The 26,270-nt window shown below is 68.4% G+C and carries 25 protein-coding genes and 2 pseudogenes; 10 read left to right on the plus strand and 17 right to left on the minus strand.

Going from position 1 to position 26,270, the window contains the following annotated elements:
• Positions 1-5 precede the first annotated feature (5 nt).
• Entirely contained in the window at positions 6-3,071 is a 3,066-nt protein-coding gene (locus ACQPZA_RS04015) for an NACHT domain-containing protein (protein WP_433278470.1), read from the plus strand.
• Positions 3,072-3,660: 589 nt separating this feature from the next.
• On the opposite strand, the pseudogene ACQPZA_RS04020 reads toward ACQPZA_RS04015, so the two are convergent.
• Positions 3,661-3,897, minus strand: a pseudogene (locus ACQPZA_RS04020) (helix-turn-helix domain-containing protein); the annotation flags it as partial.
• Positions 3,898-5,547: 1,650 nt separating this feature from the next.
• On the opposite strand from ACQPZA_RS04020, the gene ACQPZA_RS04025 reads away from it, so the two are divergent.
• On the plus strand, positions 5,548-6,021 hold the full coding sequence (locus tag ACQPZA_RS04025) for a hypothetical protein (RefSeq protein ID WP_433278472.1): 474 nt from the start codon (positions 5,548-5,550) through the stop codon (positions 6,019-6,021).
• On the opposite strand, the gene ACQPZA_RS04030 is transcribed toward ACQPZA_RS04025, so the two are convergent.
• The 4 genes and pseudogenes from ACQPZA_RS04030 to ACQPZA_RS04045 all read right to left on the minus strand — a co-directional run bounded on the left by ACQPZA_RS04030 (position 6,018) and on the right by ACQPZA_RS04045 (position 9,238).
• Positions 6,018-6,488 (minus strand): VOC family protein, encoded by a 471-nt coding sequence (locus ACQPZA_RS04030; protein ID WP_433278474.1) that lies wholly within the window; start codon positions 6,486-6,488, stop codon positions 6,018-6,020. The two genes, ACQPZA_RS04025 and ACQPZA_RS04030, sit on opposite strands and share 4 nt — an antisense overlap.
• A 103-nt stretch (positions 6,489-6,591) precedes the next feature.
• The gene (locus ACQPZA_RS04035) at positions 6,592-7,410 is read right to left on the minus strand and encodes a DDE-type integrase/transposase/recombinase (RefSeq protein WP_433278476.1); all 819 of its coding nucleotides are present in this window, start codon (positions 7,408-7,410) and stop codon (positions 6,592-6,594) included.
• Positions 7,411-7,424: 14 nt separating this feature from the next.
• Positions 7,425-7,574, minus strand: a pseudogene (locus ACQPZA_RS04040) (leucine zipper domain-containing protein); the annotation flags it as partial.
• 332 nt (positions 7,575-7,906) lie between these two features.
• On the minus strand, positions 7,907-9,238 hold the full coding sequence (locus tag ACQPZA_RS04045; RefSeq protein ID WP_433278478.1) for a DUF222 domain-containing protein: 1,332 nt from the start codon (positions 9,236-9,238) through the stop codon (positions 7,907-7,909).
• A 144-nt stretch (positions 9,239-9,382) separates the two neighbouring features.
• Here ACQPZA_RS04045 and ACQPZA_RS04050 point away from each other — a divergent pair, with 144 nt between their 5' ends.
• Positions 9,383-9,637: a hypothetical protein gene (locus ACQPZA_RS04050; protein ID WP_433278481.1), complete on the plus strand. Its 255-nt coding sequence runs from the start codon at positions 9,383-9,385 to the stop codon at positions 9,635-9,637.
• Here the strand turns inward: ACQPZA_RS04050 and ACQPZA_RS04055 are convergent.
• The gene (locus tag ACQPZA_RS04055; RefSeq protein ID WP_433278483.1) at positions 9,634-10,023 is read right to left on the minus strand and encodes a VOC family protein; all 390 of its coding nucleotides are present in this window, start codon (positions 10,021-10,023) and stop codon (positions 9,634-9,636) included. The two genes, ACQPZA_RS04050 and ACQPZA_RS04055, sit on opposite strands and share 4 nt — an antisense overlap.
• A 90-nt stretch (positions 10,024-10,113) precedes the next feature.
• On the opposite strand from ACQPZA_RS04055, the gene ACQPZA_RS04060 reads away from it, so the two are divergent.
• From ACQPZA_RS04060 to ACQPZA_RS04075, 4 genes are all read left to right on the plus strand, one after another.
• Positions 10,114-10,557, plus strand: coding sequence for a MarR family winged helix-turn-helix transcriptional regulator (locus tag ACQPZA_RS04060; RefSeq protein ID WP_433278485.1), 444 nt, complete (start codon positions 10,114-10,116; stop codon positions 10,555-10,557).
• A gap of 73 nt (positions 10,558-10,630) precedes the next feature.
• The gene (locus ACQPZA_RS04065) at positions 10,631-11,122 is read left to right on the plus strand and encodes a hypothetical protein (RefSeq protein ID WP_433278487.1); all 492 of its coding nucleotides are present in this window, start codon (positions 10,631-10,633) and stop codon (positions 11,120-11,122) included.
• A 181-nt stretch (positions 11,123-11,303) separates the two neighbouring features.
• Positions 11,304-12,611, plus strand: coding sequence for a cytochrome P450 (locus tag ACQPZA_RS04070; protein WP_433278489.1), 1,308 nt, complete (start codon positions 11,304-11,306; stop codon positions 12,609-12,611).
• A gap of 55 nt (positions 12,612-12,666) precedes the next feature.
• Positions 12,667-13,368 carry a TetR/AcrR family transcriptional regulator gene (locus ACQPZA_RS04075; RefSeq protein WP_433278491.1) on the plus strand — a complete coding sequence of 234 codons (702 nt, stop codon included), beginning with the start codon at positions 12,667-12,669 and terminating at the stop codon, positions 13,366-13,368.
• A gap of 177 nt (positions 13,369-13,545) precedes the next feature.
• Here the strand turns inward: ACQPZA_RS04075 and ACQPZA_RS04080 are convergent, their stop codons facing one another.
• Entirely contained in the window at positions 13,546-14,631 is a 1,086-nt protein-coding gene (locus ACQPZA_RS04080; protein WP_433278493.1) for an ice-binding family protein, read from the minus strand.
• 611 nt (positions 14,632-15,242) lie between these two features.
• On the opposite strand from ACQPZA_RS04080, the gene ACQPZA_RS04085 reads away from it, so the two are divergent.
• Complete coding sequence (locus tag ACQPZA_RS04085; RefSeq protein WP_433278495.1) at positions 15,243-16,070, plus strand: putative protein N(5)-glutamine methyltransferase; 828 nt, start codon at positions 15,243-15,245, stop codon at positions 16,068-16,070.
• Positions 16,071-16,089: 19 nt separating this feature from the next.
• Here ACQPZA_RS04085 and ACQPZA_RS04090 read toward each other — a convergent pair whose 3' ends face one another.
• From ACQPZA_RS04090 to ACQPZA_RS04110, 5 genes are read right to left on the minus strand one after another with little or no spacing between them, the layout of a single operon-like run.
• Complete coding sequence (locus ACQPZA_RS04090) at positions 16,090-17,088, minus strand: acetamidase/formamidase family protein (RefSeq protein ID WP_433278497.1); 999 nt, start codon at positions 17,086-17,088, stop codon at positions 16,090-16,092.
• Positions 17,089-17,099: 11 nt separating this feature from the next.
• Entirely contained in the window at positions 17,100-18,308 is a 1,209-nt protein-coding gene (locus ACQPZA_RS04095) for an amidase (RefSeq protein WP_433278499.1), read from the minus strand.
• 13 nt (positions 18,309-18,321) lie between these two features.
• On the minus strand, positions 18,322-19,212 hold the full coding sequence (locus ACQPZA_RS04100; protein WP_433278501.1) for an ABC transporter permease: 891 nt from the start codon (positions 19,210-19,212) through the stop codon (positions 18,322-18,324).
• A complete protein-coding gene (locus ACQPZA_RS04105) occupies positions 19,209-19,964 on the minus strand; it encodes an ABC transporter ATP-binding protein (protein WP_433278503.1) in 756 nt (251 codons plus the stop codon). Before ACQPZA_RS04105 ends, ACQPZA_RS04100 begins: the two co-directional genes overlap by 4 nt.
• Complete coding sequence (locus tag ACQPZA_RS04110) at positions 19,961-21,019, minus strand: ABC transporter substrate-binding protein (protein WP_433278505.1); 1,059 nt, start codon at positions 21,017-21,019, stop codon at positions 19,961-19,963. Before ACQPZA_RS04110 ends, ACQPZA_RS04105 begins: the two co-directional genes overlap by 4 nt.
• 536 nt (positions 21,020-21,555) lie before the next feature.
• On the opposite strand from ACQPZA_RS04110, the gene ACQPZA_RS04115 reads away from it, so the two are divergent.
• Entirely contained in the window at positions 21,556-22,140 is a 585-nt protein-coding gene (locus ACQPZA_RS04115; protein ID WP_433278507.1) for a TetR/AcrR family transcriptional regulator, read from the plus strand.
• A complete protein-coding gene (locus ACQPZA_RS04120) occupies positions 22,137-23,408 on the plus strand; it encodes an FAD-dependent oxidoreductase (protein WP_433278509.1) in 1,272 nt (423 codons plus the stop codon). Before ACQPZA_RS04115 ends, ACQPZA_RS04120 begins: the two co-directional genes overlap by 4 nt.
• A gap of 18 nt (positions 23,409-23,426) precedes the next feature.
• Here the strand turns inward: ACQPZA_RS04120 and ACQPZA_RS04125 are convergent, their stop codons facing one another.
• The 5 genes from ACQPZA_RS04125 to ACQPZA_RS04145 all read right to left on the minus strand — a co-directional run bounded on the left by ACQPZA_RS04125 (position 23,427) and on the right by ACQPZA_RS04145 (position 26,213).
• Entirely contained in the window at positions 23,427-23,810 is a 384-nt protein-coding gene (locus ACQPZA_RS04125; RefSeq protein ID WP_433278511.1) for a hypothetical protein, read from the minus strand.
• Positions 23,807-24,283, minus strand: coding sequence for an OsmC family protein (locus ACQPZA_RS04130; protein WP_169396469.1), 477 nt, complete (start codon positions 24,281-24,283; stop codon positions 23,807-23,809). Before ACQPZA_RS04130 ends, ACQPZA_RS04125 begins: the two co-directional genes overlap by 4 nt.
• 31 nt (positions 24,284-24,314) lie before the next feature.
• Positions 24,315-25,007: an alpha/beta fold hydrolase gene (locus ACQPZA_RS04135; protein WP_433278513.1), complete on the minus strand. Its 693-nt coding sequence runs from the start codon at positions 25,005-25,007 to the stop codon at positions 24,315-24,317.
• A 4-nt stretch (positions 25,008-25,011) separates the two neighbouring features.
• Complete coding sequence (locus ACQPZA_RS04140; RefSeq protein ID WP_433278515.1) at positions 25,012-25,254, minus strand: hypothetical protein; 243 nt, start codon at positions 25,252-25,254, stop codon at positions 25,012-25,014.
• Positions 25,255-25,370: 116 nt separating this feature from the next.
• Positions 25,371-26,213, minus strand: a complete 843-nt coding sequence (locus ACQPZA_RS04145; RefSeq protein ID WP_433278517.1) for a TIGR03621 family F420-dependent LLM class oxidoreductase — start codon at positions 26,211-26,213, stop codon at positions 25,371-25,373.
• Positions 26,214-26,270 lie beyond the last annotated feature (57 nt).

Consider the following 26,270-nt stretch of genomic DNA (forward strand, 5'->3'; position numbering starts at 1 on the left):
CACGCGTGATCAAGGTCATCGCCTTCGACGTCAACCGCAAAGGTGACCTCTTTACCGAGCGTATGAGCGACTTGATCCATGCTATAGGTTTCGAGATAGAGTCGGTCAATCTACACCGTTCAGGCCGGGAATTGGATATACTTGCCAATCATCGCCTAGAGAAGCGCCGCGCACTGATCGAATGCAAAGCTCAGGACCAACGGGTGGGTGGCGCTGACATCAACAAGTTTGTTGGAGTTCTGGACGCAGAGCGACGACGAATTCCTGGGCTTCCGGTCGCTGGGTACTTTATCTCCCTTTCCGGGTTTCGCGACTCAGCGAAGGCCCAGGAATCAGAACTAGGTAACGACAGGTGCGCACTCCTCGGCGAGCAGGAAATAAGGACAGAGCTTGAGGCGGCCAAGATAATCGTGCCGCTTCCGCGAGCAATAGCAACCGCCTCTACCCTGTCTCCGGACGCTCGGTACGAGGCCTCCCTGTCCGGACAGCTTCTTGCTACAGAGTACGGCTGGGTGTGGCAAGTCTACTTTGATCTGGACAATGTTAGATCAGCTTATGCATTGATTCATGCTGATGGTTACTCAATGCCCGAGATTCAAGCGTCAACCTTGGCCGCAGCCCTCACCGGCGACGCCGGACTCACTTTGTTCACCGCCGAACCAACAGGGCCAAATCTAGAGGACCTGGAGCAGGAGTACCTCACGTACATCCGAAGTGAATGTGGAACTGTTACACATGAGGGACTCCCTGCCGATACTCAAGTTAGCGCCGGTGTTGACTTGGTACAACTTTACGTACCTCTATACGTTGAAGTGTGGCGTGACGAGAAGGAGTTAGGCGATCCGACAACAGGTCGGATACCAACCGAGCTTCCTGGGAAAAGAATCAGCATCGGCTCTGCATTACAGGTAGGAGGTCACATCAGCGTGGTCGGCGCGCCCGGTTCGGGCAAGTCAACCTTGTTGAATCGCATAGCACTTTCCTATGCCAATGTCCGCGACAGCTTTCGAGATAGTGCCGACCTCCCCCCGGGAGACTATCTTCCCATCCTGCTTCGATGCAGAGACGTCACTGCTGTGGGCGCGACCTTCATGGACTTGGTCTCCTCCCTGCCGGAGCAATTCGGGCGACCGGAGGCGGCAGTTGAGTTCAAGACGATTGTCATGTCTGCGATGCGTAGAGGTCGAGCACTTATACTTGTCGATGGACTTGACGAGATCGCGTCACCTGGCCAGAGAGTCTCGTTTGTTCGAAATCTTAGGAATCTGCTAACGACCTATCCTACAAATCACCTTGTCCTTACCTCGCGCGAGCCTGGTTTTCGTCCTGTCGCTGGGGCGCTAGCTGACTATTGCGGGCGATATCGATTATCAGACATGGACGACCGTTCGATCTCAATGCTCGTCTCGAGGTGGGACAGCCTCATTCCTCGGCGCTCACAGAGCCGCTCCAGTCATGCCCTGACCGCACAAATACTGGGAAACGACAGAATTCGCCTTCTCGCGTCGAGTCCCCTATTGTTGACTACGCTTCTCCTTGTTGAGCGCTGGGTAGGAGACCTGCCTCGACGGAGGTCCGTCCTATACGATAAGGCGATTGAGGTTCTTCTCATGACCTGGAACGTAGAAGGTCATGAACCGCTCAACCTCGACGAAGTACTCCCCCAACTTTCATACGTCGCGTACGAAATGACTACGAGTGGACTCCAGCGCTTGTCGGCGTCTCAATTGACGGACCTACTCCGAAGAGCGCGCAACGATATGCCTGATGTACTTGGTTACGCGCGGCTTAGCCCTAATGAACTGCTTGAGAGGATCGAACTTCGAAGCAGCCTCATCGTTCAAGCAGGACTAGTGGTAGAAGCTGGCCGCCTACAACAGAACTTCGAGTTTCGCCATCTCACTTTCCAGGAGTACCTGACGGCATTAGCGTGTGTAAAAGGATGGAACGCGAACGAACTCACGACCTCAGACCCCAAGTCTTGTCTTTCTCCTCACTACGGTGATGAGTCCTGGACGGAAGTAATACCACTGGCGGCGGTCTTATCGGGACGATCAGGTACGGATGTCATACAGAGCCTCCTGGAGTACGCTGACGAGGTCCTTCGCGAAGAGAGCGATGACTCCCCTGAGGAGGTGGTGGACGAGAAGTGGCAGAGAGTGCAAGATTGTCTCGGAGTCCTTGTATCGTGCCTTGTCGATGAGGTCACATGTCGACCGGAGACCGCACGAGAAGCATTCGCAACTTGTGTGGAGTTGGGTGCGATTGAAGGCATCGATGACCAGTACGTCGGCCTCCTGCTAGCAGGAAAATTCGCACCCGACTTCCGCGATGTTGTGCGCCACGGGGCTCTGGAACACAAAGCCGGTTCACTCGACTACGCTTCAGTTGCCGGCCAAATCCTCGAACACGACCTTCAAATCGGCACGCTTGAGGCCGGCGAACTAGTTGGCCAGATTCGCTCGCTTCTGAACGGTAACGATCTCTACCTGCAGATTTCTGCATGCGGCTTACTCCTATCTTTCGCATATCTCGGGTCGCAAAATGATCTTGTCGCTTACACTGAGCAAACGATCGCGGAGATTAACCAGGTCGTTGAATCACTGACATCCGACGTAATTGATCTATACACGGATGCGAAAACCCCCTCCAACTTGACCAGCATCGCGTCCTGGGCTTTGGCATGGATGCTGGACAACACCGAGATCTCAAATCCTTTAAAGCAACGTCTGATCGACCGCGCGCTCAATATTGTCTTCAAGGGGGATGGCAGCCGGGATGGCGGCTTCAGTTGCTGGCTGATTAGTCAGAACTGTCTCACTCGGCGCGGTAAGCTCGAAATTCGTCTTGACAGCGTCCAGAAGGGTCAAATTCGCGATACGATAGTCAATCTCGATCCCACCAGTAATCTGGATCATCGCGGTCGAGCCGCGTTCGTTCTTGCCTATATGGCAGAGGTTGTTTCAGACGTCGAACTCACGCAAGCGCTTAGGGCGCGTACAGATGCCCTCGGTAAGACAGGGCATCCCGAGCAGGAGGTGATCAAGCAGTTGCTAAGGGTGGAACGCTAACGCAACGCCGCCGTCCCGATCGAGCCTCTCAGTTGCCGTTTGAGCTGTCTCGACTGATGTACCATCTCATCGACCTCCCCGGGGCTACCACGCGACCGCCAGGAGCAGACCTTCAGGAGGTACGCGTTCACTGCGCCGAGGCTGCCCACGGGCGGTGGCGCGGTTGGGCTGCAGGCGGGCACTGACGCTCGACCCAAAGGTCCATGACGAAGGCATCACCCACCCAGCAAGGCCTGGCACAGCCGGCACAGGGTGCCCCCGTTGACCAGCTGGACGGCCTTGTCGAACCCCTCTGTATTCGGAATCTGCTCTCACCCGAAGCGCTCGGAATGCCGGACATCACACGGTCAATCTGGGCTGACTCGCATGTCTTGGTCTCATCTGATGTTTGACGTTTGAGTCCCAGCTGATCTTTGACGTTCGGGCTAGGAAGCTGAGGGTATGCGGGGTTTCTGGGCTTTCCAGCTGCGGACCGGTTGGTCGGTGCTGCGGCGTCCGCCGTCGGCGAAGCCGACGGTGATCGTGTGCTGGGCGACGTGGGCGTTGGTGAGACGGGCGAGTTTGTGGACGATGCAGTGTGCACCCCGCCTGGGTGCTCTCGGCGCAGCTCACACACCCACACCTCGATCTCTGCGGTGGTGTGGTGCGGGCACGACTCGGGCCGGTGCGAGCGGTCCATCAGCCCGGCCAGCCCGTCGGCGGCGTAGCGGACGCACCAGTTGTGCACGCTCTGGCGCGAGACTCCGAACTGGGCCGCGACGTCGGTCTTCTGCTCACCGCGTTGCACGGCGAGGACTGCGCGGTAGCGCTGCTCGACCGCGGTCATGTCCACCAGGGCAATCCCCGGCCTCCCCACCACGTCCAACCAGGATGGAGATCAGAGGCCGATCTCAGGCCCGAACGTCAAGTATCAGGTGACCTGAGTGCCAAACATCAGCCGGGATCAGACAGATGCATCGACGCCGGTACTGCCGAACCGCCTCTATGAGATCAAGGCGCCGCCTCCGGCGGCGCGGGCCGGCCACGCCGGCCCGCCGACCAACCCTCTACCTCCGGCCCGGGACGGCCGGCGGGTCTACCCGGCCCCTTCGCCAAGAGGTCAGCCGCTTGTCTCAGGGGCCGACCGTCATCCGTCGTTCGTCACACGTGCTCTTCTTACGTCGGCGGATGTTGAAGGTGTGGCTGCTGGTCGCTCAGCGCGAGATCATTCGGAAGGCCAGCCTGTCGTGCAACTTCTTCGACTCGCGCCAAGTCTGGCCGCCCTACGCGCATTCTCTCCAGGGCGTCTAGTGCCAGCACGGCCGAGAGGCCCAACGCCTGGTCGGTCGAATGAAGTGTTCTGAGGCTGCCCGCGCGATTGAGCGTCGGAGACGCATCTTGCGCTAAAGAAATATGGGCTTGAATCATCCCGTACGACGGATGGATAGCTTGAGCGAGATCTCGGTACAGATCGTAGAAGAGTCCTTTGTCGCTGAATCGATCGAACATCTGTGTGATACTCCAGCTTCGAAGCTCGCCTGGAGCTGGCTCCGTTGCTACGGCATCCGCTAGCTCCGGTGGATGTCCCAACGCTGACGAGAGACTCACCGCCCTGGTGATCCACTGGTACTCGGCTGCGCGTACGAGCTGATCCTCTCCGCCGTGTGTAAGTAGAACCCACTGAGCAGACACAGAACATTCCAGTGCAACGCGACTGCTGCTCGATGCGACGAGCGGTAGCCGAGCTCGAACTGACAATGCGGTCTCAACATGGTTCAGCGCGTGTGTCAAGAGTGGAAAGCATACGCGAAACTTGCGTTCGAAGGTTGACGAGATATCAAGTGGAAAGCTTAGCTCATTCCAAAGATCGATACATTTGCTTGCGGCGTCGGTATAACTATTGCCGGCGCTCGCCGAGCTGTCCGTCATGGGTGCAGCGTACTGACGAGGGGCAAGTCACTATCCGGAACGACCTGCGCGTGTGGCTCCCTCTGCCTCGATCGTCCACGCCGCGCCGGCTGCCTCAAGGGCGGCTTTGCCGTCGCTCCGCGATGCCTGCGGGCCCCCTTGACCCACCCGACACGACGAGGAGAGCGGCACCTACGAGGGAGCCGGAGGGGAGTAGGCACCCGGGGCGAGCGGACTGTCCAGTCCCGCGGCTGGGCGTCAAGCTCGCGTTGACAGTGGATCGCCGGAGGCCAGACCGACCGCCTGCGTGCCGAATACGCGCCAAACTTCGTGCCAGCGCGATCTTGGAGGCCGGGTAGCGGCAGGTCAGGGGCATGATCACGCCGGGGGAGCGGCTCCCCTTAAAAGGGTTCCAGTGTGGGTTCGAATCCCACCGGGGGCACCTCGCCTCGACTCACAGAACCGCCCGCTGACCAGCAGTGACACGGTCAGCGGGCGGTTCTGTGTTGTCACCGGCCGTGCTCATTGACTCTCGACCTACCTGAGGTGTGACCCTTGAACAGATCGAACCGTCAGACAGGGGCCGCAGATGAACGACGACGTGATGGCTCGCCTGAACGCGGCTGTCGAGCGTGGGCGCACAGGTGACAGGGCGGCCGCTCGGGCTGCCCTCGAGGCGCTCTGGACCGAGATCGGGGAGGACGACGGCGATGCCTTCCACCGCTGCGTGATCGCGCACTTCACGGCAGATGTCCAGGACGACGACCGCAGCGAGCTGCTGTGGGACGAACGGGCGTTGGCTGCCGTTGCCGCGGTGACCGACGAACGCGCACAGAAGTTCGACGAGTCGTTGCAGGTCCGCAGCTTCATGCCGTCGCTCTACCTGAGCATCGCCGACGACCACCGGCGCCTCGGCGATGCGGAGCGGGCCGCCTTTTTCCTCGCCCGGGCCCGGTCGGTCAGTGACGCACTTGGTGATGATCCTTACGGCGCGTTGGTCAAGAACGCAATGGAGAACATCGCCGCGGCACTCGCCGCCGGGTCGACGGAACGCCTTTCCTAGCCATCGGCACCGTGTACGTCCGGGCTCGTGGCGTGCGGAGGGCCTGCCGCCGTCTGCGTCGCGACGTCACGCGTCCAGAACTCCACGACGTGCCCGTCGGGATCCGTGACGTAGGCCGAGCGCTGACCCGGCGCTGTTGGATCGTCGCCGAAGTAGACCTCGTCGACGTGCACCCCGTGAGAACGGATCTGGGCCACGACCGCGTCGTAGTCACCCTCCGCGACAGTCATCGCGAAGTGAACATGCACGCCACCGCGCGAGCCGGCGATGCCGATCTGCGGCTTCCACAGACCGATGCGGGTCTGACTTCCCGACTGCAGCCAGACGGCTTCCCGCCCTCGGAACGCCTCTCCTTCCCAGCGTCCTACGACCGGCAAGCCGAGTACGCCGGTGTAGAACTGCTCGGACGCCGCAAGATCACGCACTTCCATGACGAGCTCGGTCACACCCGTCGTCGGGACTGGCATCTGCTTCTCCATCACGTCAACCGGACTGTCACAAGGACAGTCGCCCCTGAAGCCCGGTTGAGGTCAAGAGTGGCGAGTGAGTCGGCGAGCGCGTGCTGGCCGGCTAGGTGTACCTGGCCATCAGGTTGGTGGCAGTCGGCTCGTCGGTGGGAGTCCGCCGAGTGCGCTGTGGCGGCGTCGAGTGTTGTAGTACTCGATCCACGGAGCAAGCGCTGCCCGGCGTTCGGTGTTGCTGCGGAAGACCTGTTTGTAGGCCCACTCGTTCTGCAGGGTCCGGTTGAGTCGCTCGACTTTGCCGTTCTGCCACGGGCAGCGGTTTGATGAACACCTGCCGCGCGCCGAGTTGGTTGATGATCGCGCGCAGGGACCACTTGTAGGCCCAGGCGTTGTCGGTCATCACGCGCTCGATCCGGATGATGCCGTACGAGGCGAAGTAGGCCGCCGCGCGGGCGAGGAATCCGGCGCAGGTGGCGCCCTTCTCGTCGGTCAGGACCTCGGAGTAGGCCAGCCGCGAGTGGTCATCGACCACGGAGTAGGCGTAGTCGAACCCGACTTTGGTGCTGCGGTCCCGAGCGATACTCGCAGCTCCGCGGCCGTGGGCGCGCCATCCCCCGCCGTCGGGGATGCGCCCGATCTTCTTGACGTTCATGTGCACGAGCTCCCCGGGCTGGTCGCGTTCGTAGCGCACCGCGGTGGTCTTGCTGGCCCGGATGATCTGCCCGGTCAGTGGGTCGCAGTCGCGCAGGTAGGGCAGCTGTTGGCGGCGCAGGATCCGCGACACCGTCCGGGCGGGGACGCCGAGTTCAGGGCCGATCCAGTCCTGCCCGCGACGGGTCTGTCGTCGCAGCTGGACCACCTGCTGCTCGAGTTGGGGGCTGGTGCGCCTCGATGAGGAGAGCGGCCGGGACGAGCGGTCGCGCAAGCCGGACTCACCTTCGGTCTCGAGCGCCCTACCCAATGCGCGACCGTCTTGCGGGAAACGCCCATCTCCTTGGCCACGTGGGCCTTCGGCCGCCGCTGCCCGACAACGCGATCAACAATGGTCCGGCGGCCATGGAAGGTCAGCCGGGCATTACCGTGGGACACGAGAACCTCCGGTCGGAGTGGGTCCTAGACAAGCCACGCCCCAACCGGAGGTTCTCCTCAGGTCAACGACCTGACCGGGCGTGTCCCACGAACCCGGCTGTCACCAACGTCCTGGCCGAGTACAGCTAGGTGTAGTGACCATAAGCGTTGTTGACGGCGTATCGGCCTGAAGATGGGAGACCTTCGGGCGAGGTGTGACGTCGCCGCTAGACCGCGTATCTCGCGAGCCACCGGCTACAAGTGGCTGGCGCCGGCCAGGTTCGCAGCGCGGGCACATGTGTCCCCCAGTGATCACAGGGGCTCCACCGAACCACGCCCATTTGTTCGACCTCTTATGCGGCGAGGTGCAGGAGTGGTTTTCGGCGTGGTCTTCGCTGCGGGTCGATCCAGGCGGGTGGGATCAGCTCGGGGAGCCCGTCGCGGATGCGTACTTCCCACTCGGAGTGGTGCTGCAGCCGGTGACACGCGCGACACAGCATGACGCAGTTGTGCAGGGCCGTGTCACCACCGTCCTGCCAAGCTCTGATGTGGTGGACCTCGCACCACGACGGCGGCCGCCCACACCCGGCGCAGCCACGATCGCGGGCGGCGATCGCGCGGCGCAGACCATCGGGGATGGTGCGGGTGACCCGCCCGACATCGAGGGGTTGGCCTTTCCCGTTCAACACGACCGGGACGACCGCGGCATCGCAGGCCAGCATCCGCAGTGATTGCGGGCTCAGGGTGCCGCCGAAGTCCAGGCAGGCGGCGCGGGCCCGGTTCTCCAGGTCCTCCAGCCGGATCAGCACGGTCAGGTGTGGGCGGCGTCCGCCGCATTCGGGGACGTCACCGTGGTCGAGCACATACCCACACACGTCGGCCAGGGCGTCGGCCTGCCGTTGCGCGGCGCTGCGGTGCTCGTCACCGGTGGTGGGTCGGGCGTGGGCGTCGATCACGGTGGCAATGGCATCGAACATGGCCGCGTCGTCGAACCGGCCTTTGAGGGTGCCGCCCGCCTTTCCGCGGTGCCGGAGCAGGTGCAGTTCGTTGACCGGCGCGGGTGGGCGGTCGTCGGGCTCGGGGCCGTCCTCGTCGAGGGCCTCGACCAGCGCGATACCCCAGGTCTGCAGCTCCGAGGGCGTATATACCGCGGCTTTGTCGGCCAGTTGTGCTTCCGCACCGGCCCACACTTCCGGAGCGAGCCGCTCGGCGGCCGGGCTGGCGAGCACGCGGGCGATCACCGCGACGTACCGCAGCCCGGTGTGCCCGGCGGCGAACACCGCGGCGGTGGCAGGCAGCTTCGCGGGTAGTGCGGTGCCGTCGAGGCTCACCCGTGGGCAGACCTGTTCGGCGGCGACCACCCGCTGGCGGGCTTCGAACCGTTCCCATCCGAGTAGATCCGCCAACGCCGCCGGGGTGGACGTGTAGCCGCGCTCGGCGAACGTGCCGCGCCGTTCCAGGGTGGCCACGGTGGCAACGGTGAGTCGGTCCAACCGCCTGCTGGTGCCCTCGCACAAGGTGAGGACAGACAGCAGGTCGTCGTCGGTGGCGCAGGACTCCGCGGCCGCGGACAGCGCGTCGATCGCCTCGACCAGGAGGCGATGCGCGGTGGTGAGCGGGCTGTCCGACACCTCCTCATCATACTCGAACACATGTTCGAATCGATGTTCGTCGTCGCAGGTCACCAGCCGTTCAGCGCTAGTGGCAGTGCCGCTGGACTTGCCGATCGCTCCACGCCGTCCGCCACGGACTCGCGCGGCCGGCCTGGCTCGACCGCCCCGCCGGCATGGTGATCCGCCGCTGCGAACGCGCCCGTCCCGGGCGAGCCGGTGCACGTGGATGTGAAGAAGTCCGGCCTGCTCCGCGACGGCGGCGCCGGCGGGTGCCCGCGACAGCGACCGGTCCCGCCAGACCCGCACCGGCCACGGGTCGGGTTCAGCTCCGTCCACGCGGCCATCGACGACCACACCCACCTGGCCTACGCCGAGATCCACCCCGACGAGAAAGCCCACCACGGCCACGCCGCGCTCGGCGGCCACCCACTCATCAGCCGGGTCAACAACCCGGCTGGGCATGGCAGCTAGTCCGCGTGGCCGACGATGTTGACCACGATGCCGTGGGGGTCTCGGACGAAGAAGCGCCGTACGCCCCAGGGCTCGTGGGTGAGGGGGTGGACGATCTCGTAGCCGCGGCGTTGGGCGTCGGCGTAGGCGGCGTCGACATCGGCTACGGCGACGCTGAGCGACGACGGCTCCGGCGCGGTGCGGTCGCCGGAGACGAGGCTCACCTGCACGGTGGGGTTCGTCGGTGACCGGAAGCTGGCGACCCAGCCCATGTCGAACTCCTTCCGCAGCCCGAGGAACTCCTCGTAGAACTCGTGGCCGGTGGTGGCGTCGTCGACGTTGAGGTTCGGCACGATGCGGCGGTGGATCATCGACGCGCTCCCAGGGTTGATGGTCGGGAGGATCATCCTGCGCACACCGCGCACCAGGTCAAGCGTTGACGACCGTGCACTGTGGCGCAGTTGTCGGCCGTCGAGGCGCTACGGGAAACTGGATGCGTGACTCGCGAGGACGTCCCGGCACCGCCGACGGTCAGCCCGTCCATCGTGCTGCTCACGTTGGCGCACCGGATCGAGTCGGAGTTGGCCGCCGCGCTGGCGCCGCTGGGCCTGACGGTGAGCAGGCTGAGCCTGCTCGGGCACATCTCGGGTGTGCCCGGTGCCTCGTTCAGTGATCTGGCCCGGATGTCCGGGGTCGCGGTGCAGAGCGTCCACGCGGCGGTGAAGTCGCTGGTCGGTGCCGGGCTGGTCCGCGACACCACCGCGCGCGCCGGGTCGGCGTCGAACATCGAGCTGACCCCGGAGGGCGTTCGGCTGCTCGGCGAGGCCATGGCGGGGGTGGCACGTGTCGACGCGCTGCTCTTCGGGCCGGACGCCGACCCGATCCAGCAACGGGTCGCCGCCGCCCTGGACGGTGTCTTCGGAGAGCGCGCGCGGCCCTGACCGTCAGCTTCAGCCGCCCTGAAGGTCCTGTTAGGCTTCAGGCACTCTGAAGGTTGAGGGACGGGGTCTGGCTGTGGAAGCTCTGTTGCTGTCGGTGCACGTGCTCGCCGGCATCGTCTTCGTCGGAGGGTCGGCCGTCGCGGCGAGCCTGTTCTCCCGCTACGCGCCGGTCACCGCCGGGGTGGTGGTGGGGCCGGACGCGGCGGGCGTCGACGCCGGGTCGCCGTCCGACGGGGAGGGCGGACGCAGTCGGTCGGTCGCCGTCGCGCTGCACCGCATCACCCGGGTCTACGGGGTCTTCGGCATCGCCGTGCCGGTCGTGGGGATCGCGCTCGCCGTCGTCCAGGGGCGGATGGGGGAGATCTGGATCAACATCGCCATGGTCCTCACCCTGGCTGCCGGCCTGTTGCTCGCCCTGCTGATCGTGCCGGGGCAGCGGGATGCGCTCGCCGAGCCCGACGACGGTAGCCGGCTGCGCAGGCTGAGCATGTTCGCGGGCATCTACAACGTGTTGTGGGCGGTCGTCGTGGTGCTGATGATCGTCCGGCCGGGCGCGTACGCGTGACGCGGCGCTGACCCCCACCAGACGCCGAGCGCATTGGTTCAGAGGCGGTCATGAACCGTTGCGCGATCAGGGTGCAGCAATGTGACACGACGTGCATTGATGCGCGTCGTGCACGTTTGTAGGCTGGCGGCGCCCTCCCGCCACGGGCGGCCACCCGACGGCGTGCCTGGAAAGGACGTTGATGAGCGCGACCAGCGAACAGACTTCGAACGAGTCCCCGGCGGGGTCGGTGACCGCGATGACCCGGGTCCTGCCCGCGGACATGACCGAACGCGGGAAGTGCCCGTTCGATCCGGCGCCCGGATTGGAGCGGCGCCGGGGGGACGGGCCGGTGCAGCCGTTGACGCTGCTGAACGGCGCCCGTGCCGTCCTGGTGAGCGGGTTCGAGGAGGCCCGGGCAGTGCTGGCCGACCCCCGGTTCAGCTCTGACCGGGTACGCCACCGCGACGCCTCCCAGCTGCAGCCGCACGAGGTCGCCGAGATGGCCGCTGCTGCCGAGCGGGGCGAGGCCCCGGCCGGGACCGGGGTGGAGAGCCGTACCGACGGGATGTTCGTGTTCATGGACCCGCCTGAGCACACGCGGCTACGGCGCCTGCTCACCGGCCAGTTCACCGTGCGGCGGATGAAGGCTCTGGAGGCGCGGCTCACCGAGATCGCCGTCGAGCACATCGAGGCCATGCAGGCGAGGGGCACCGAGGCCGATCTGGTGGCCGCCTACGCGCTGCCGATCCCCTCGCTGATGATCTGCGAGCTGCTCGGCGTCGACTACGCCGACCGCGAGGAGTTCCAGGCGAACACGGCCATCGCGTTGAACATCAACTCCGGGGACGAGGAGCGGGCGCGCGCCGGCGCGGCGCTCTACGGGTTCATCCAGCGCCTGGTGAACGAGAAGCGGGAGAACCCGACCGACGACCTGCTCTCCGGCCTCGTCCACGACTCCGACCCGCCGCTCACCGACGCCCAGCTGGTCGACATGGCACTGGTGCTGCTCGGGGCCGGCCACGAGACCACCGCGAACATGCTCGGTCTCGGCACGCTCGCACTGCTGGAGAACCCCGACCAGCTCGCCGCGCTGCGCGCCGACCCCACGCTGATCGACAACACGGTCGAGGAGCTGCTGCGCTACCTGAGCATCGTCCAGCTCGGGGTCACCCGGGTGGCGACCGAGGACGTCACCGTCGGCGGGGTCGACATCCCTGCCGGAACGACCGTGGTGATCGCGATGCCCGAAAGCAACCGCGACCCACGGCAGTTCCGCGATGCGGACCGGCTCGACGTGCACCGGCACCGCACCCCGCACCTGGCCTTCGGCCACGGCGTTCACCAGTGCCTGGGCCAGCAGCTGGCCCGCATCGAGATGCGCATCGGGTTCAGCGAGCTGCTCACCCGCCTGCCGAACCTGCGGCTGGCCGTCCCCGCCGCGGAGGTCCCGCTGCGCAACGACATGCAGATCTTCGGCGTCCACGCGCTGCCGGTGACCTGGGCCTGAGCCCGGGCGGCGATACTCGGGCAGCACCGCATCCGGCGACCACGAGGGGGACAGGATGGCCGTTTCCGTGCCGCCGGGCACGCAGTCCCGTGCCGGCGAGACTGCGGCGGTGGTGGGGCGTCGCGAACGGAAGAAGCTGGCCACCCGGGCCGCCGTTCGCGAGGCGGCGCTGCGGCTGTCCGTACGGCACGGCGTCGAGAACGTCACCGTCGAACAGATCGCGGCGGAAGCCGACATCGCGCTGCGAACCTTCTTCAACCACTTCCCCAGCAAGGAAGACGCGGTGGTGGCCGCATCGGCGGCCGGCGCCGACGCGGTCATCGTGGCCTTCCGGGCCCGGCCGCGAACGGAGTCGGTGCTCCAGGCGATCCGCGAAGCGGTGCTCGTCGTCATGGACCAGAGCGACGCGGCCGGCCGCGACCACATCGAGGCACTGCGGCTGATCCGCAAGGCGCCCTCCCTGGTCCCGCACCAGCTCGCCATCCTCGCCGTGGCCGAGAAGGCGCTCGCCGAGGCGATCGCCGAGCGCCTCGACCCCCATGGGGACCCGGCCGGGACAGCCGTTCCACCCGCCGGGCCGATCTACCCGGCTCTCTGCGCCGCAGCAGCGTTCGCGGCTCTGCGTCTCGTCGTCGACCGGTGGCTCGACCAGGCCACCGGGTCCGACGACGCCCCGCCGCTCGACGCCTTGCGCGCGGAGATCGACCAGGCGATCACCGAGCTCGCGGCCGGCCTGGACCGGCCCGGCACCTCCTGAGCAGAGGAACCACCCACAACGAGCGCCACCCCCGGCGGAACCCGGAACCGGGATCCGACGGGGGTGGCGTGTGAGGCGGTGACGAATCAGGCCTCGTGACGTCCCGTGCGCTGTGTCAACGTGCGACGCGCGGTGGATGTGGCGGCTCCGCCGAAGGTGGCCGGAGCAGCCCCGCCACTAGTGGGACTCGTGGGAGTCCTTCTTGTCCTTGTCCTTGTCGTGGTCCTTGGACTCGGCGTTGTCGTAGGACTTGTGGGAGTCCTTCTCGTGGCCGTTCTGGTCGCCGTACTTGTCCTTGTCCTTGTCCTTCTGACCCTCGTCGCGGCCGCGGTCATCGCCGCGATCACCTCTGTCACCGCGGTCGTCGCGGTCACCGGGGAAGCCCGGGAAGCCGGGGAAGTTCGGGAAGTTCGGCCGGTCGTCGCCAATTCCCGGAATGGTGATTCCCGGAATGGTGATCGGGCCGATGACGATCGGCGGAATGACGATCGGGGGGATGACGACCGGCGGGATCGGGGGCGTCACCGTCGGGCTGGTGGTGGGCGGCGCGGTGGTGGTGGTCGTCGGCGGGACGACGTCACAGTCCGGCCGGGTGATCGTGTTGGTGTCGAGGGTGACTGCACCGTTGCGGGCCAGCAGTCGTCCCTCCACGTCGGCGCCGGTCTGGGCGGTGATCGAGGTCAGCGCCAGGATGGTTCCGACGAAGTCCGAGCCGGTGCCCAGGGTGGCCGAGCTACCCACCTGCCAGAACACGTTGCAGGGGTCCGCTCCGTTGATCAGCGAGACGTCACTGGCCGACGCGGTGATCAGCGTGGAGGCCGCCTGGAAGATGAAGACCGCGTTCGGGTCGCCCTGCGCGTCGAGGGTGAGCGTGCCGGTGATCTGCAAGGTTCCGCCGCCGTACACGCCCGGAGCCAGGGTCAGACCGCCGAGCTCGGGGCCGACCGCGGTGACCGGGGAGCGCCCGGCGGCGTCGTTGTAGGCCGTGGTCAGGTCGTCCTGAGCCTGTGCCGCGACGGCGTCGGCCGCGTGGAAGACCCCGTTGACCACGATTCCCGGCGGGAAGCCGACGATCGCCGATCCCGGGCTGACGCCCACGTCACCGGAGATGACCGAGGGGCCGGTGTTGGTCACCGTCGAGCCCGCGAGCACGGCGAAGGACGTGGCCGTGCCCAACCCGACCGGCGCCTGGGCCGATTGCGCCGATGCCGGCGACATCCCCGCGACACCCACCATGAGCACCATGACTGCGGCAGTTCCCACCGCCAGGACGGCTCCCAGCGAGGCACGCAGCCTGTTTGGGTGAGCCGAATGTTTTGCCGATGTCACGAAGTTTCTCCCTACCGGTGAACGTCCCGAAGGCCGGCCCCGAATGAATTCGGGGCCGTCGGAAACGGATCTGACTCCTCAGCGACTTAACGAACGTCGCTCGATGCGGCAACGGCAGGAGAAGACAGTTACACTTCTTTCACACCTGTGTTCAGGAATACCCATTCGGGTGGAGAAAATGCTGGATCGGCAAGCACGGTGCGTGACGAGAATCCGGGGTGAGAGCGGTCTGGGTTAGCCCGCTCGCGCCGGACCGCCACTCGTAGCGCCCAGCGCGGCCGTCGCAGGAGCGATGACGGCGCGGCAGACGGGTGGCCGGGCCCCCCGATCGGCCGTGCGGGCCGCTCCGGGACGGAAAGACTTCGCCCTCGTGGATGAGGATCCCCGCCGGTGGTTAGGGTGGACGCCGCAGCGAGAACGTGCGCAACTCGAGGAGGTGGGACCGATCACTGCTCGTTCAGGCCGGGTGCTCCCCCTCCACGGCCGTGCGGTCGACCCGACGTAGGTCACCGAGGGAGCGCCCACGGGCATCTCGAAAGGCTCCTATGTCGGCTCCACCGTCAGCTTCTTCCTCCTCCGTGCCTCTCCCGGAACCCGAGTCCGCCACGGTCAGCACGCTGCGCGCCGCAGGCTGCGTCTACGCCGAGGACGAGGCGCGCCTGCTCCGCTCGGCGGCCCGGACCCCGGCCGACCTCGTCGCGATGGTCGACCGGCGGGTCGCCGGCGTGCCCCTCGAACAGGTCCTCGGCTGGGCGGAGTTCTGCGGTCTGCGGATAGCCGTGGATCCCGGGGTCTTCGTGCCCCGCCGCCGCACCGAGTTCCTCGTCCAGCAGGCCGCCGCGCTCGGACGGGTCGCCGGGTCCGGCGCCACGGTCGTCGTCGACCTCTGCTGCGGGTCCGGTGCCGTGGGCGTCGCGCTGGCCGCGGCCCTGGAGCGGGTCGAGGTGCACGCCGTCGACATCGACCCTGCCGAGGTGCGGTGCGCCCGGCGCAACCTCGCCGACGCCGGTGGTCACGTCTACGAGGGCGACCTCTACGAGCCGCTGCCCCTCGTGCTGCAGGGCCGGGTGGACGTGCTGGTGGCGATCACGCCCTACGTGCCCAGCGAGGCGATCAGGTTGATGCCGCCGGAGGCCCGGCTCCACGAGCCGCGAGTGGCGCTCGACGGCGGTGCGGACGGGCTCGACATCCTGCGGCGGGTGGCCGCCGCGGCGCCGCTGTGGCTGAGGCCGGGTGGCCACCTGCTGACCGAGACGAGCGAGCGCCAGGCGCCGCAGGCCGCGGCCGCACTGGCGGAGCAAGGGCTGATTGCGCGGGTGGTCGCCTCCGAGGACCTGGGCGCCACCGTCGTGATCGGGACCCGACCCGGCTAGCGGAGTACGCCGGACGCCGTCAGAGGCCGGCGGCCACTGCGCGCAGGTGCTGGTGCACCCCGTCGTACGCCTGCACCGGGGGCAGCAGCGCCTTGGCGACCTTCACGACGGCCGTGAAGTTCGGGTCGACCATGTTGGCGATCGGCGACTCGCAGATCTGGGTGAGCAGTTGGTAGGCGTCCATCTTCCCCATGCCCAGCAACCGGCAGAGCCAGCCGATCATGTCGACCTGGGCGGCCCGCCACGCGTCGTCGAGCGGCCTGCCGGAACCGACCGTCATGAGGTAGCCGTCGTCCTCGATCCGCGGCCAGGCGGGCGCGCCGCCCTTGATCAGGTCGACGATCAGGGTCACGTCCATGGCGGTCTCCACGGCGACCCCGCAGCTCTCGCCTTCGCCCTGCCTGGCGTGCCCGTCGCCGATGGAGAAGAGCGCCCCCTCGACGTTGACGCCCAGGTAGCAGGTGGCGCCCGCCCGCATCTCCGGCGTGTCCATGTTGCCGCCGAACGTGTCCGGGACGGCCGTGGAACGCACCTCGCCGCGTTCGGGTGCGACGCCGACGGTGCCGAGCATCGGCTCGAGGGGGAGCAGGATCCGGTGGTCGGTGTCGTGCGCGGCGAAGGTGACGGTGCGGGCAGCGGCGTCGATCTCGTACACCCAGGTCAGTTCGGGCAGCGGATCCTGCAGGGTCGCCGTGCGGGTGGTGCCGGTCAGTCCGCCGAACAACGGGAGAGTGGTGGACACTCCCCAGTCCCTGGCCGGTTCGATCGACACGAAGTGCAGCGCGAGGGTGTCGCCGGGCTCGGCGCCCTCGACGTAGAACGGGCCGGTCTGCGGGTTGGTGTAGCGGGTGTCCAGCAGCGCACCGGCCCTGTCCTCGGTGCGTCGCAGGCGTCCGGAGAAGGCGTCGTCGGACCACAGCCGGAGCACCGAGCCCGGCCGGACCCGCCGGACGGGTGCCGTTCCGCCGAAGGTCCAGCCGTACTCCTCGCGCGTCGGTGCGAACTCGATGACGTCCATGATCCTCCGTGTCACGTGGCGAGCCGTTCGTAGTTCGGGGCGAAGCCCAGTAGCTCCTCCACCGACAGGGCGAGGCGCAGCAGCCGCGCGTCCGTGCCGCGCCGGCCGACGAGCTGGACGCCCAGGGGCAGGCCGTGCTCGCCCAGCGCCGCGGGCAGGCAGACCGCCGGGGTGCCGGCCAGGCTCCACCTCGTGCAGAAGCGGGGGTCACCGTTGTCGCCGGCCGGTGGGGCGGCGCCGGCCGCCGGAACGGTGAGCACCGCGTCGACGGCGGAGAGCGTGCCGTCCAGTTCGGCGAGGAGGTCGGTGCGCCGGTCGAGCGCGTCACCGTAGGTCTCGGCGCTGATCGTGAGGGCGTGCTCGAGGAGTTCGCGGACCTTCTCGCCGAGCAGGTCGCTGCGCTCGATCCCCAGCCGTCCGATGCCGGCCGCGCCCTCGAACTCCGAGATCGTCCGGTGCAGGGAGAGGCCTTCCCCGCCGCAGAGCGGGGTGGTCAGCTCGTCCACCTTCGCGCCGGCGTCCGCTAGCAGCCGTGCCGTGCGCTCCAGCGCCGCGCGCATCTCGTCGGTGGTCATCGACCAGTCCTGGGTGCGGACCACCGCGATCCGCAGGCCCGCGGGGTCGAGCGGCCCGGAGGCGCCGTCGAATCCCAGACGACCAGCGGCCATCACGTCGGCGGCGGTGCCCGCCAGCGAGACCGTGCGGGCGAACGCCCCCACCGTGTCGAAGCTCGGTGCGAACAACCACAGTCCCTCGGTGGGGATGGAGCCGTACGTGGGCTTGAATCCGACCACCCCGCAGTAGGAGGCGGGCCGGACCACCGAGCCGTTGGTCTGTGTCCCGATCGCCAGTGGCACCTCGCCTGCGCCCACCGCGGCTGCTGATCCCGTGGAGGAGCCGCCCGCGCTGAAGGCGGGATGCCACGGGTTGCGGGTGGCGCTCGCGCCGAAGTACGCGAACTCACTGGTCACGGTCTTGCCGACGACTACGGCCCGCCATTGTTGGAGCGCAGTCACCGCTGCGGCGGTGCGCTCCGCCTGCCGCGCGGGCACGGCCGCGGTGCCGAGCGAGGTCGGCAGGCCGGCGACGTCGAACAGGTCCTTGACGCCCAGCGCGAGTGCATCGGGCCGATCGTCGGAGGCGCCCGGGGACGTGCCGACGCACGTGAACGCCCGAAGGCTCCGGTCCAGCTCGGACACGCGGTCGAGTCGGTCGGTCATCGTTATCCGCCTCTCACTCTCCGGACAGCGCAAGGAACCGCCAGTGCAGGATCACCCGCTCCATCCTCCCGACAGCGCTCAGCAGAGCCAGCGAGAGGAAACCGACGACGATCAGGTTCGCCAGCACGGTCGGGACGTCGTAGAGGCTCCCGGCGATCAGGATCGCGTGCCCGAGCCCGGAGTCGGACGAGATGAACTCCCCGATGATCGCCCCGATCAGCGCCAGCCCGGCGGTCAGCCGCAGGCCGCCGCAGATGTTGGTCACCGACGACGGCAACACGAGCAGCCGGAAGATCCGCCGGGTCGGGGCTCCCATCGACCGCAGCATCCGGATCTGCAGCGGGTCGGTGCCCCGGGCCCCGTCGAAGGCCAGAACCAGCGCAGTCACCACCACCGAGGCCGCCGACATCACCACCTTGGACGACTCACCGGTGCCCGCCCAGACGATGACGATCGGGGCGAGGGCGGCGATGGGCGTGGCGCCGAGGAAGGCGATCGCGGGCCGCAGCATCTGCTCCACCAGCCGCGAGTACCAGAGCCCGACCCCGACGGCGGCGCCGATCACGTTGCCGATCACGAAACCGGCCACCGCCTCGACCGCCGTGGTGCCGGCGTCGCGGAGCGTCGCGCCCGAGCCGACACCCCGCACGAGGGTCTGCCAGATGAGCTCGGGGCTGCCGTACAGCAGCGAGCTGACCGACCCGCTGTTCACCGCGTACTGCCACGCTCCCAGCGCGACCGCGAGCAGCACGACGTCGAGGACGATCGCCACGCCGAGCGAGCGGTGCCGTCGCCCGGCCGCGTCCTGACGGCGCGCCGGCCGCCGTGCCACCGCTGGCTGCTCCGGCGCCGCGGGCCGGGACAGCTCCTGCGTGGTCTGCGCGGACGTACCAGTGGGTCTCACGACTCGATCTCCTGCCAGATGGTGCGCACGTAGTGGCCGAACCCCTCGACCTCGCGAACCTCGAACGGCGCGAGGCCGGTGGCGGCGAACGGCACCTCGTGCACCGCGGCGATCCGCCCCGGACGCCCGGACATCACCAGCACGACGTCCGACACGGCGACGGCCTCGTCGATGTCGTGCGTGACCATGAGCGCGGTGCCGCCGGAACGCCGGAACACCAGGAGGAGCTCGGCTTCGAGCTTCAGCTTGGTCTGGTAGTCGAGCGCGGAGAACGGCTCGTCGAGCAGGAGCAGGGCAGGCTCCGTGCTCATCGTCCTGGCGAACGCCGCCCGCTGCCGCATCCCACCGGAGAGCTGGCACGGGTAGTAGGACTCGAAACCGGCCAGCCCGTAGGTCGGGAGCAGCTCGGCCGCCTTCGCGCGGGCCGCCCGCCTCGGCGTGCCCTGTGCCTCCAGGCCCAGCGCCACGTTCTGCGTGACCGTGCGCCAGTCGAGCAGCAGGTCGCGCTGGAACATGTACCCGATGCGCTTCCCGTCGGCCAGTATCGCGTTGTGGACGGTGCCGCTCGCCGGTCTGCCCAGGCCCGACACCAGGTTCAGGAGCGTCGACTTCCCGCACCCGCTCGGCCCGACGATCGACAGGAACGTGCCGTGAGGCACCTCGAAGGAGACGTCCTCGACCGCGGTGTAGTCGCCGAACCGCACGGTCACGGCGTCCAGCGCCACCGGAGCGGGCGCCACGGTGGCGCTCACTGGCCCGTCATCGAGGACTGGGCCTTCTGGGCGAAGGAGTTGTCGACGATCTGGCCGAACGGCACGTTGCAGCTGCAGTTGCCGAGCTGGCGGCCCAGGGTCATCAGGGTGTTCCAGCCCTGCTGGGAGACCGGAGTGCTGTCGGCCGGGATGTGGTTGTCGATCTGTCGCTGGATGGCGGCGTCGACCACCGCGGGCGGGAGGTTCGGGAACTCCTGGCGCGCCACCGCCTTCGCGTCGTCCGGGTGCTGGTAGACGTGCTGGGCGCCCATCTCGAGGGCGTTGACGACCTTCTGGGTCACCTCGGGGTTGGCGCGGACGTAGCTCTCCCTGGCCTGCAGTCCGGTGTTGGTGAACTCCCCGATGGCGTCGGCCCAGCTGTAGAGGACGTGCGCGCCGTCCTGCTGCACCGCCATGTCGACGTTGGGTTCGTAGGCCACCGCCACGTCGGCCTGGCCGGCCAGCACCGGACCGATCTCCGTGCCCGGTGACACCGTGGTGATGTGCACGTCCTTCGTGGGATCCAACCCGGCCTGTTTGATGCTGTTCGTCAGCACGCTGTGGTTGGTGTTCGGCGGCGGCGAGGTGACGAAGGTCAGCCCCGCGAACTGCTTGGGACTCGTGAACGGCGTGCTGATCTTCTTCGACACCGCGAAGTACTGGGCCCGCGACACGAGCTCGGCCAGCACAAGTCCGTCTCCACCCTTTTCGCGCGAGATCTCCGAAAGCGTGGCATCGCCGAGGGCGAACTGTGCCGAACCGCCCAGAACTGCGGCGAACGCCTGCGAGTCGCCGCCGGCAGCGGAGAGGTCGAGGGCGATTCCCTGCTGCCTGAAGTACCCCTCGTGCTGGGCGACGTAGAGATCGATGTAGCCGAGGTTGTGCACCGCTTCGGACAGGTTCACCCTGGTCATCCCATTGGCGGAGGTTGCGGCCGGTGTGTCGCCGGCACCGCAGGCGGTGAGCGCCAGTGTCGGGACGAGCGCCAACGCGGCGAGCCACGGTCGGCGCAGCGCACCGTGCGGTGCGCCGCCGAACATCCTCCACAGGGACACATATCCTCCACGGATCATGAGAAGTAGATCGGACGGGACTCCGGTCGGCCTCCCGCCGTGTTCGACCTATGCCGATCCTTTGACACCGGGCTACGGAAGTCGAGTTAAGCTCGTGTGACCGGGAAGTTTCCGCTCGCACTCTCTCGAATGTTTCGAAGTGCGGAGAATGGAACGGCTCTCGAATTCGATATCCCGGGCCGACGGAAATGCTGAGAACCGGCGGAGCTCTTGTCGTGTTCCGTCGTCGAGGCCGGCACGCTCGGTGATGAGGCTCCTCGACGAGGGCGCGGAGCAGGGACGACGGGCGACCGGCCGCCGTCGCGGACGGACGGAGTCCGGCTGTGCCGGCGCAGGCGACAACCGTCCCGGCTGCCGTCCGCGGCCCCATCCGGCAGCGGCGCGCGGCCGGGCGGGTAATCCGGCACCCGGCTGCGGGCGCCGAATCCCCGGGTGGCCCGGGAAGGCAGCCGGTGTGATTGCCGCAACTGGCCTGCGCGGCCGACGGGCCTGTTGACCGATGCCGTACTGTCAACCAAGTGGTTGGTGGAGTGCAGGGGGAGCGACGCGACCAGCTGGTCGCCGCGGCGTTCCGGCGTGTTGCCGAGATGGGGTTCGAGGGGCTGCGGCTGCGGCAGGTCGCCGAGGACGTCGGTATCGACCACTCGACGCTGCACCACCACTTCGCCACCAAGCAGGACCTGGTCGGGGCGGTCGCCGAGTACACGACGAGGCACTTCTGGGCGGCGGCGCCGCAGAGCGCCGAGCCGGCCGCCGCGCTGCGCGAGCACCTGGCGGCGCTCCGCCGGATGATCGAGGACCGGCCCGACCTCCTCGTCGTCACGGCCGAGCTCGACCTGAGGGGGCGCCGCGATCCGGCGGTAGCCGCGGCGATGGAGCACCACGAGGCCGGGTGGCGCGAGGTGCTGACGGGAGTGCTGGCCGCCGGCGCCGCGCAAGGGGTGTGGGCGACGCCCGTCGAACCGGTGGTCGCCACCGAGCTCGTGATCGCGACGGTCAAGGGTGTCCGGCTCACCCCCCGGGTCGCGGCACAGGCGTTCGAACAGCTCGAGGCCCTGCTGATCGGCGGGGCATCCGGGAACGCGGAGAGGGAGCGGCAGTGAGCGCACCAGGACGGGTGATCATCATCGGCGGCGGCATCGGCGGTCTGTGCCTCGCCCAAGGCCTGCGCCGGGCGGGCATCGACGTCGCGGTCCACGAGCGCGACCAGGCCGTCGGCAGCCGGTGGGAGGGGTACCGGATCCACGTCAACCCGGTGGGGGCGCGGGCGCTGCACGCCTGCCTCCCCGAGGCCGGTTGGCGGGAGTTCCTGGCCACCACCGGCTCCGGCGGCGACTTCGGCTTCCTGACCGAACAGATGGAGGAGCTCGTCGTCGTCGAGGAGTCGGTCATGTACCCCGACGGCGCGGACCCGGCGGAGAACCACTACGCCGCCGACCGGGCCACGCTGCGGCGGCTCCTGCTGACGGGCCTGGAGGACGTCGTGCAGTTCGGTGCCGAGTTCGTCGGCTACGAGCAGCGCCCGGACGGCACGGTCGAGGCGTCCTTCGCCGACGGCCGCACCGTGGTCGGGGACGTGCTGGTCGGAGCGGACGGGGCCGGGTCCCGGGTGCGCCGGCAGTACCTGCCCCACATCCGCACGGTCGATGCCGGCGCGGTCGGGGTGGCGCACAAGCTCTGGCTCACCGACGAGGTGCGCGCCGCACTCCCGTCACGGCTCGGCACGGGGATGAACATCGTCAACGTGAACGCGCCCTGTTTCCTGTTCACCTCGGTCTTCGAGCCGCCAGACGGCTCCTCCCCGCCGTACCTGCTCTGTGCACTCGTGGCGCGTCCCGACCTGCTCCCGCCCGACGTCACCGAGCTCGACAGCGATGCGCTGCGGGCCGTGGTCGACGTGCTCGTGGCGGGCTGGCATCCGCAGCTGCGCCGCGCGCTGGCCGAGTCGGACCACGGCAGCCGCAGCGCCATCGCCTTCCGCACCGCGGAGCCGGGGGAGCCGTGGCCGGCCACCCCGGTGACGGTGATGGGCGACGCGATCCACCTCATGCCGCCTGTCGGGGGGCTCGGCGGCAACACCGCGCTGCGCGACGCGCACCTGCTCAGCCGCCTGCTGGCCGCAGCCGCCCGCGGCGAACGCGACACGGTCTCGGCGATCGGCGCGTACGAGTCCGACATGCGGGAGTACGGCACCGCGACCGTCCGCTACGTGCTGGCGCAGAAGGAGCAGGCGCTGTCCCGGGGCGTGCTGGCGACGGCAGGGGCCCGCGGCTGGTTCCGGCTGTGTGCCGCGGTGCCCGCGCTGCGTCGCCGCAGCCTCGGGAGCAGCTTCGCGGGCCCGGCCACGGCCCGTGCCTGGGAACGGGTGTGAGTGCGAGCGAGCCGGACGTCAGCGCCCGCCGGTCGGGAGGCGCCGCGCCAGCGCGGCGATGACCGCGACGCCCGCTGCCAGTGGCACGGCGAGGAAGAGGGCGCCGACCGGCCACAGGTTCGCGCCGACGACCTCGGCGGCCGCGCTGTAGACGCAGAACAGCACCACCGCCGGCGCGGCGACGCCCACCAGCGCCACCCGCACCCCCCGCAGGTATCCGGCGGCTCCCGACAGGACGGCCAGCCCGGCGCCTGCCGTCGCCCAGTGGCTCACGCGCACCGGCGATGCGAGGGTGTTCGGGTCGCGGGTGGGCACCACGCTCCAGTCGGCGGGGAACACCGCCCACCACAGGACGGCCGTGGCCAGGGCGAACAGCGCCGTGACACCCGCGGTCCGGATCATCCGGCAGCCACGAACTCGATCTCGGGCTCCACGCGCACGGGGGTGGCGAGGCTGTTGGCGATGAAGCACTCGCGGTGCGCCACCTCCACGAGGTGACGCACGCGCTCCTCGCTCGGACCGGCGGCGAGCACGATCCGGGGCCGTAGCACGATCTCCGCGAGCCGGATCGGGCGCTGCGCCTCCGGCATCGTGGCCGTCGCGTCGTCGCGGTAGTCGCGCACGTCCAGGCGCGCCCTCGCGGCGACGGCCAGGAACGACAGCAGCTGGCAGGACGCGGCGGCGAGCACCACGAGCTGCTCGGGGTTGAGCAGGGCCGGGTCGCCACGGAACGCCGGGTCGGACGACAGCGCCAGCTCCGCCCCGGCGGGTGGGGCCGAGCCGGTGTGAGCCCGTCCGTAGTGGTCGTAGCCCGCGGCGGTGGAGCCGGACCACGAGCAGAGGGCGCGGTATCGGTGGACGGGCGGCTCATCCATGATCAGACCCCATGATCAGAATCTAGCCCGCTCAGGCGAGCGCGCCGAGCAGTGCGGCGAGCTCGGCGGGCCGGTTCTCCGGGACCATGTGGTTGGTCGCGATCTCGTGGTAGCGCCAGGCCGGGCTCTCCCGCGCGTGCCGGGCCGGTATCTCGAAGGGGCCACCGGGGTCGGCGGTCGCCCGGATGTACGTGCGGCCGAGACGCTGCTCCTCCAGCGGCACGGGGAGCCGGACCGGCTCGGTGAACGTCCCGACCGGCTGCGCCGTGCGGCGCAGGTTCGACCACGCCCCCGTCGCCGGGTCATCGAATTCCCGCGGCTCGGCCGGGACGAGCCACGGCGCTCCGATCTCCGCCACCGGTCCCGCGGGGGGCCGCCCGCTGAGCGAGGCGATGCTGTCGCCGTCGGCGGGCACGAACGCGTCGAGGTAGACGAGCTCGCGCACGCGGTCGCCGATGTGCTCCAGCGCGCCCGTGACGACCATGCCCCCGTAGGAGTAGCCGAGGAGCACGACGTCGTCGAGGTCCTCGTAGCGCACCACGTTGACGACGTCGAGCACGTGCAGCGACAGGTCGACGTGCGGGCCGGTCAGGTGTGAGCGTTCGCCGATGCCGGTGAGGGCGGGGGTGAACACCTCGTGGCCGTCGGCCTGAAGCAGCCGCCGTACGAGCCGGAACCCGTAGGAGCCGCCCCAGGCGCCGTGTACCAGGACGTAGCAGGCCACCTGGTCAGCGCGTGGGAAGGCCGGCGTCGCGGCTGCCGGTGCGGTCGGCGGTGGGCCGGGGAGCGAGCGGGCCACGCGAGCGGCGCCCCAGGAAGTCGCGGCCCTTCTTCAGCATCCGGCTCGTCGAGGTCGGTCCCCGCCGAGCCTCGATGAGGTCGCCGATGCGTCCGAGCAGCCAGCCCACGAGCGGTGCCGCGACCGCCAGGATGAGCCACATCCGCAGTCGCGCCGAGAAGAACGCCCACATCGGGCTCACCTCCATCGAGCCGGTCGGTCCGGCCCGGCGGCGGGGAGCCTATGCGGGTGTGACCCTTCCCGCACGATCAAGCGCCACCGTCATCGGGCCCCGGACGGACCCGAGCGTCAGCGCAGGTGCTTGATGACCTCGGCGAACGCGGCCATGTGCGGCTCCAGGACGCTGATGTAGCTGAGGCCGAACTCCTCGCGGTAGCGCCGCAGCCGGTCCGCGATCTCGGCGGGCGAGCCGATCAGCACCCCGGGAAGCTGGGTGAGCTGGTCGTCGTCGAGGCCGCTGGCCTGGCGGATGATCTCGAGGTCGACCTTCTCGGCGCTCTCGCCGAGCGCCGCGACGAACAGGTTCAGCTCGATGTCGGCGAAGCGGTCGCCTGCGGCGTCCCGCAGCACCTGAATGCGGCGGGCGAGCGCCTCCTGCGGGGCCACCCCCGGGGTCACCCCGGCCATGATGGAGAAGCTGAAGATGTCGGCCTCGCGGCCGGCGAGACGCAGCATGCGCTCGCCCGCGCCCCCCAGCATGATCGGCGGCTGCGGGTGGTCGGCCTCCGCGGCCAGCAGCGCCCGCGTCTCGGCCAGGGTCGTCTCCAGCTTGCGCAGTCGCTCGCCCGCGGTGCCGAACGGCACGCCCGCGGCCTCGAACTCGGTCGGGACGTAGCCCGTGCCGAGCCCCAGCTCGAGGCGGCCGTCGGTGAGGCGGTGCACGTCGGCGACGTCCCGGGCCAGGTATGCGGGGCTGAGGATGCCGGCGTTGAGCACGAACGTGCCCAGCCGGATGCTCGTCACGTCGGCCGCGGCCACCAACGCGGGGAACGGCGCAGTCAGACCCAGGTGGTCGGCCACCTGGAGCACGTCGTACCCGAGGTCCTCCACTTCCTTCACACGCGCACGCCAGCCGGATCGGGAGCCGACGGTGAGCAGAGTGACGCCGAAGCGGAACGGGTGGTTGGTCATGACTGCCTTTCGTGCTGATCAACGGGTGAGCCGCCGAGGCGTCCCGAATGGAGTACG

The sequence above is a fragment of the Pseudonocardia xinjiangensis genome (assembly GCF_050948425.1).
In the GTDB taxonomy this organism is placed as follows: Bacteria; Actinomycetota; Actinomycetes; order Mycobacteriales; family Pseudonocardiaceae; genus Pseudonocardia; species Pseudonocardia xinjiangensis.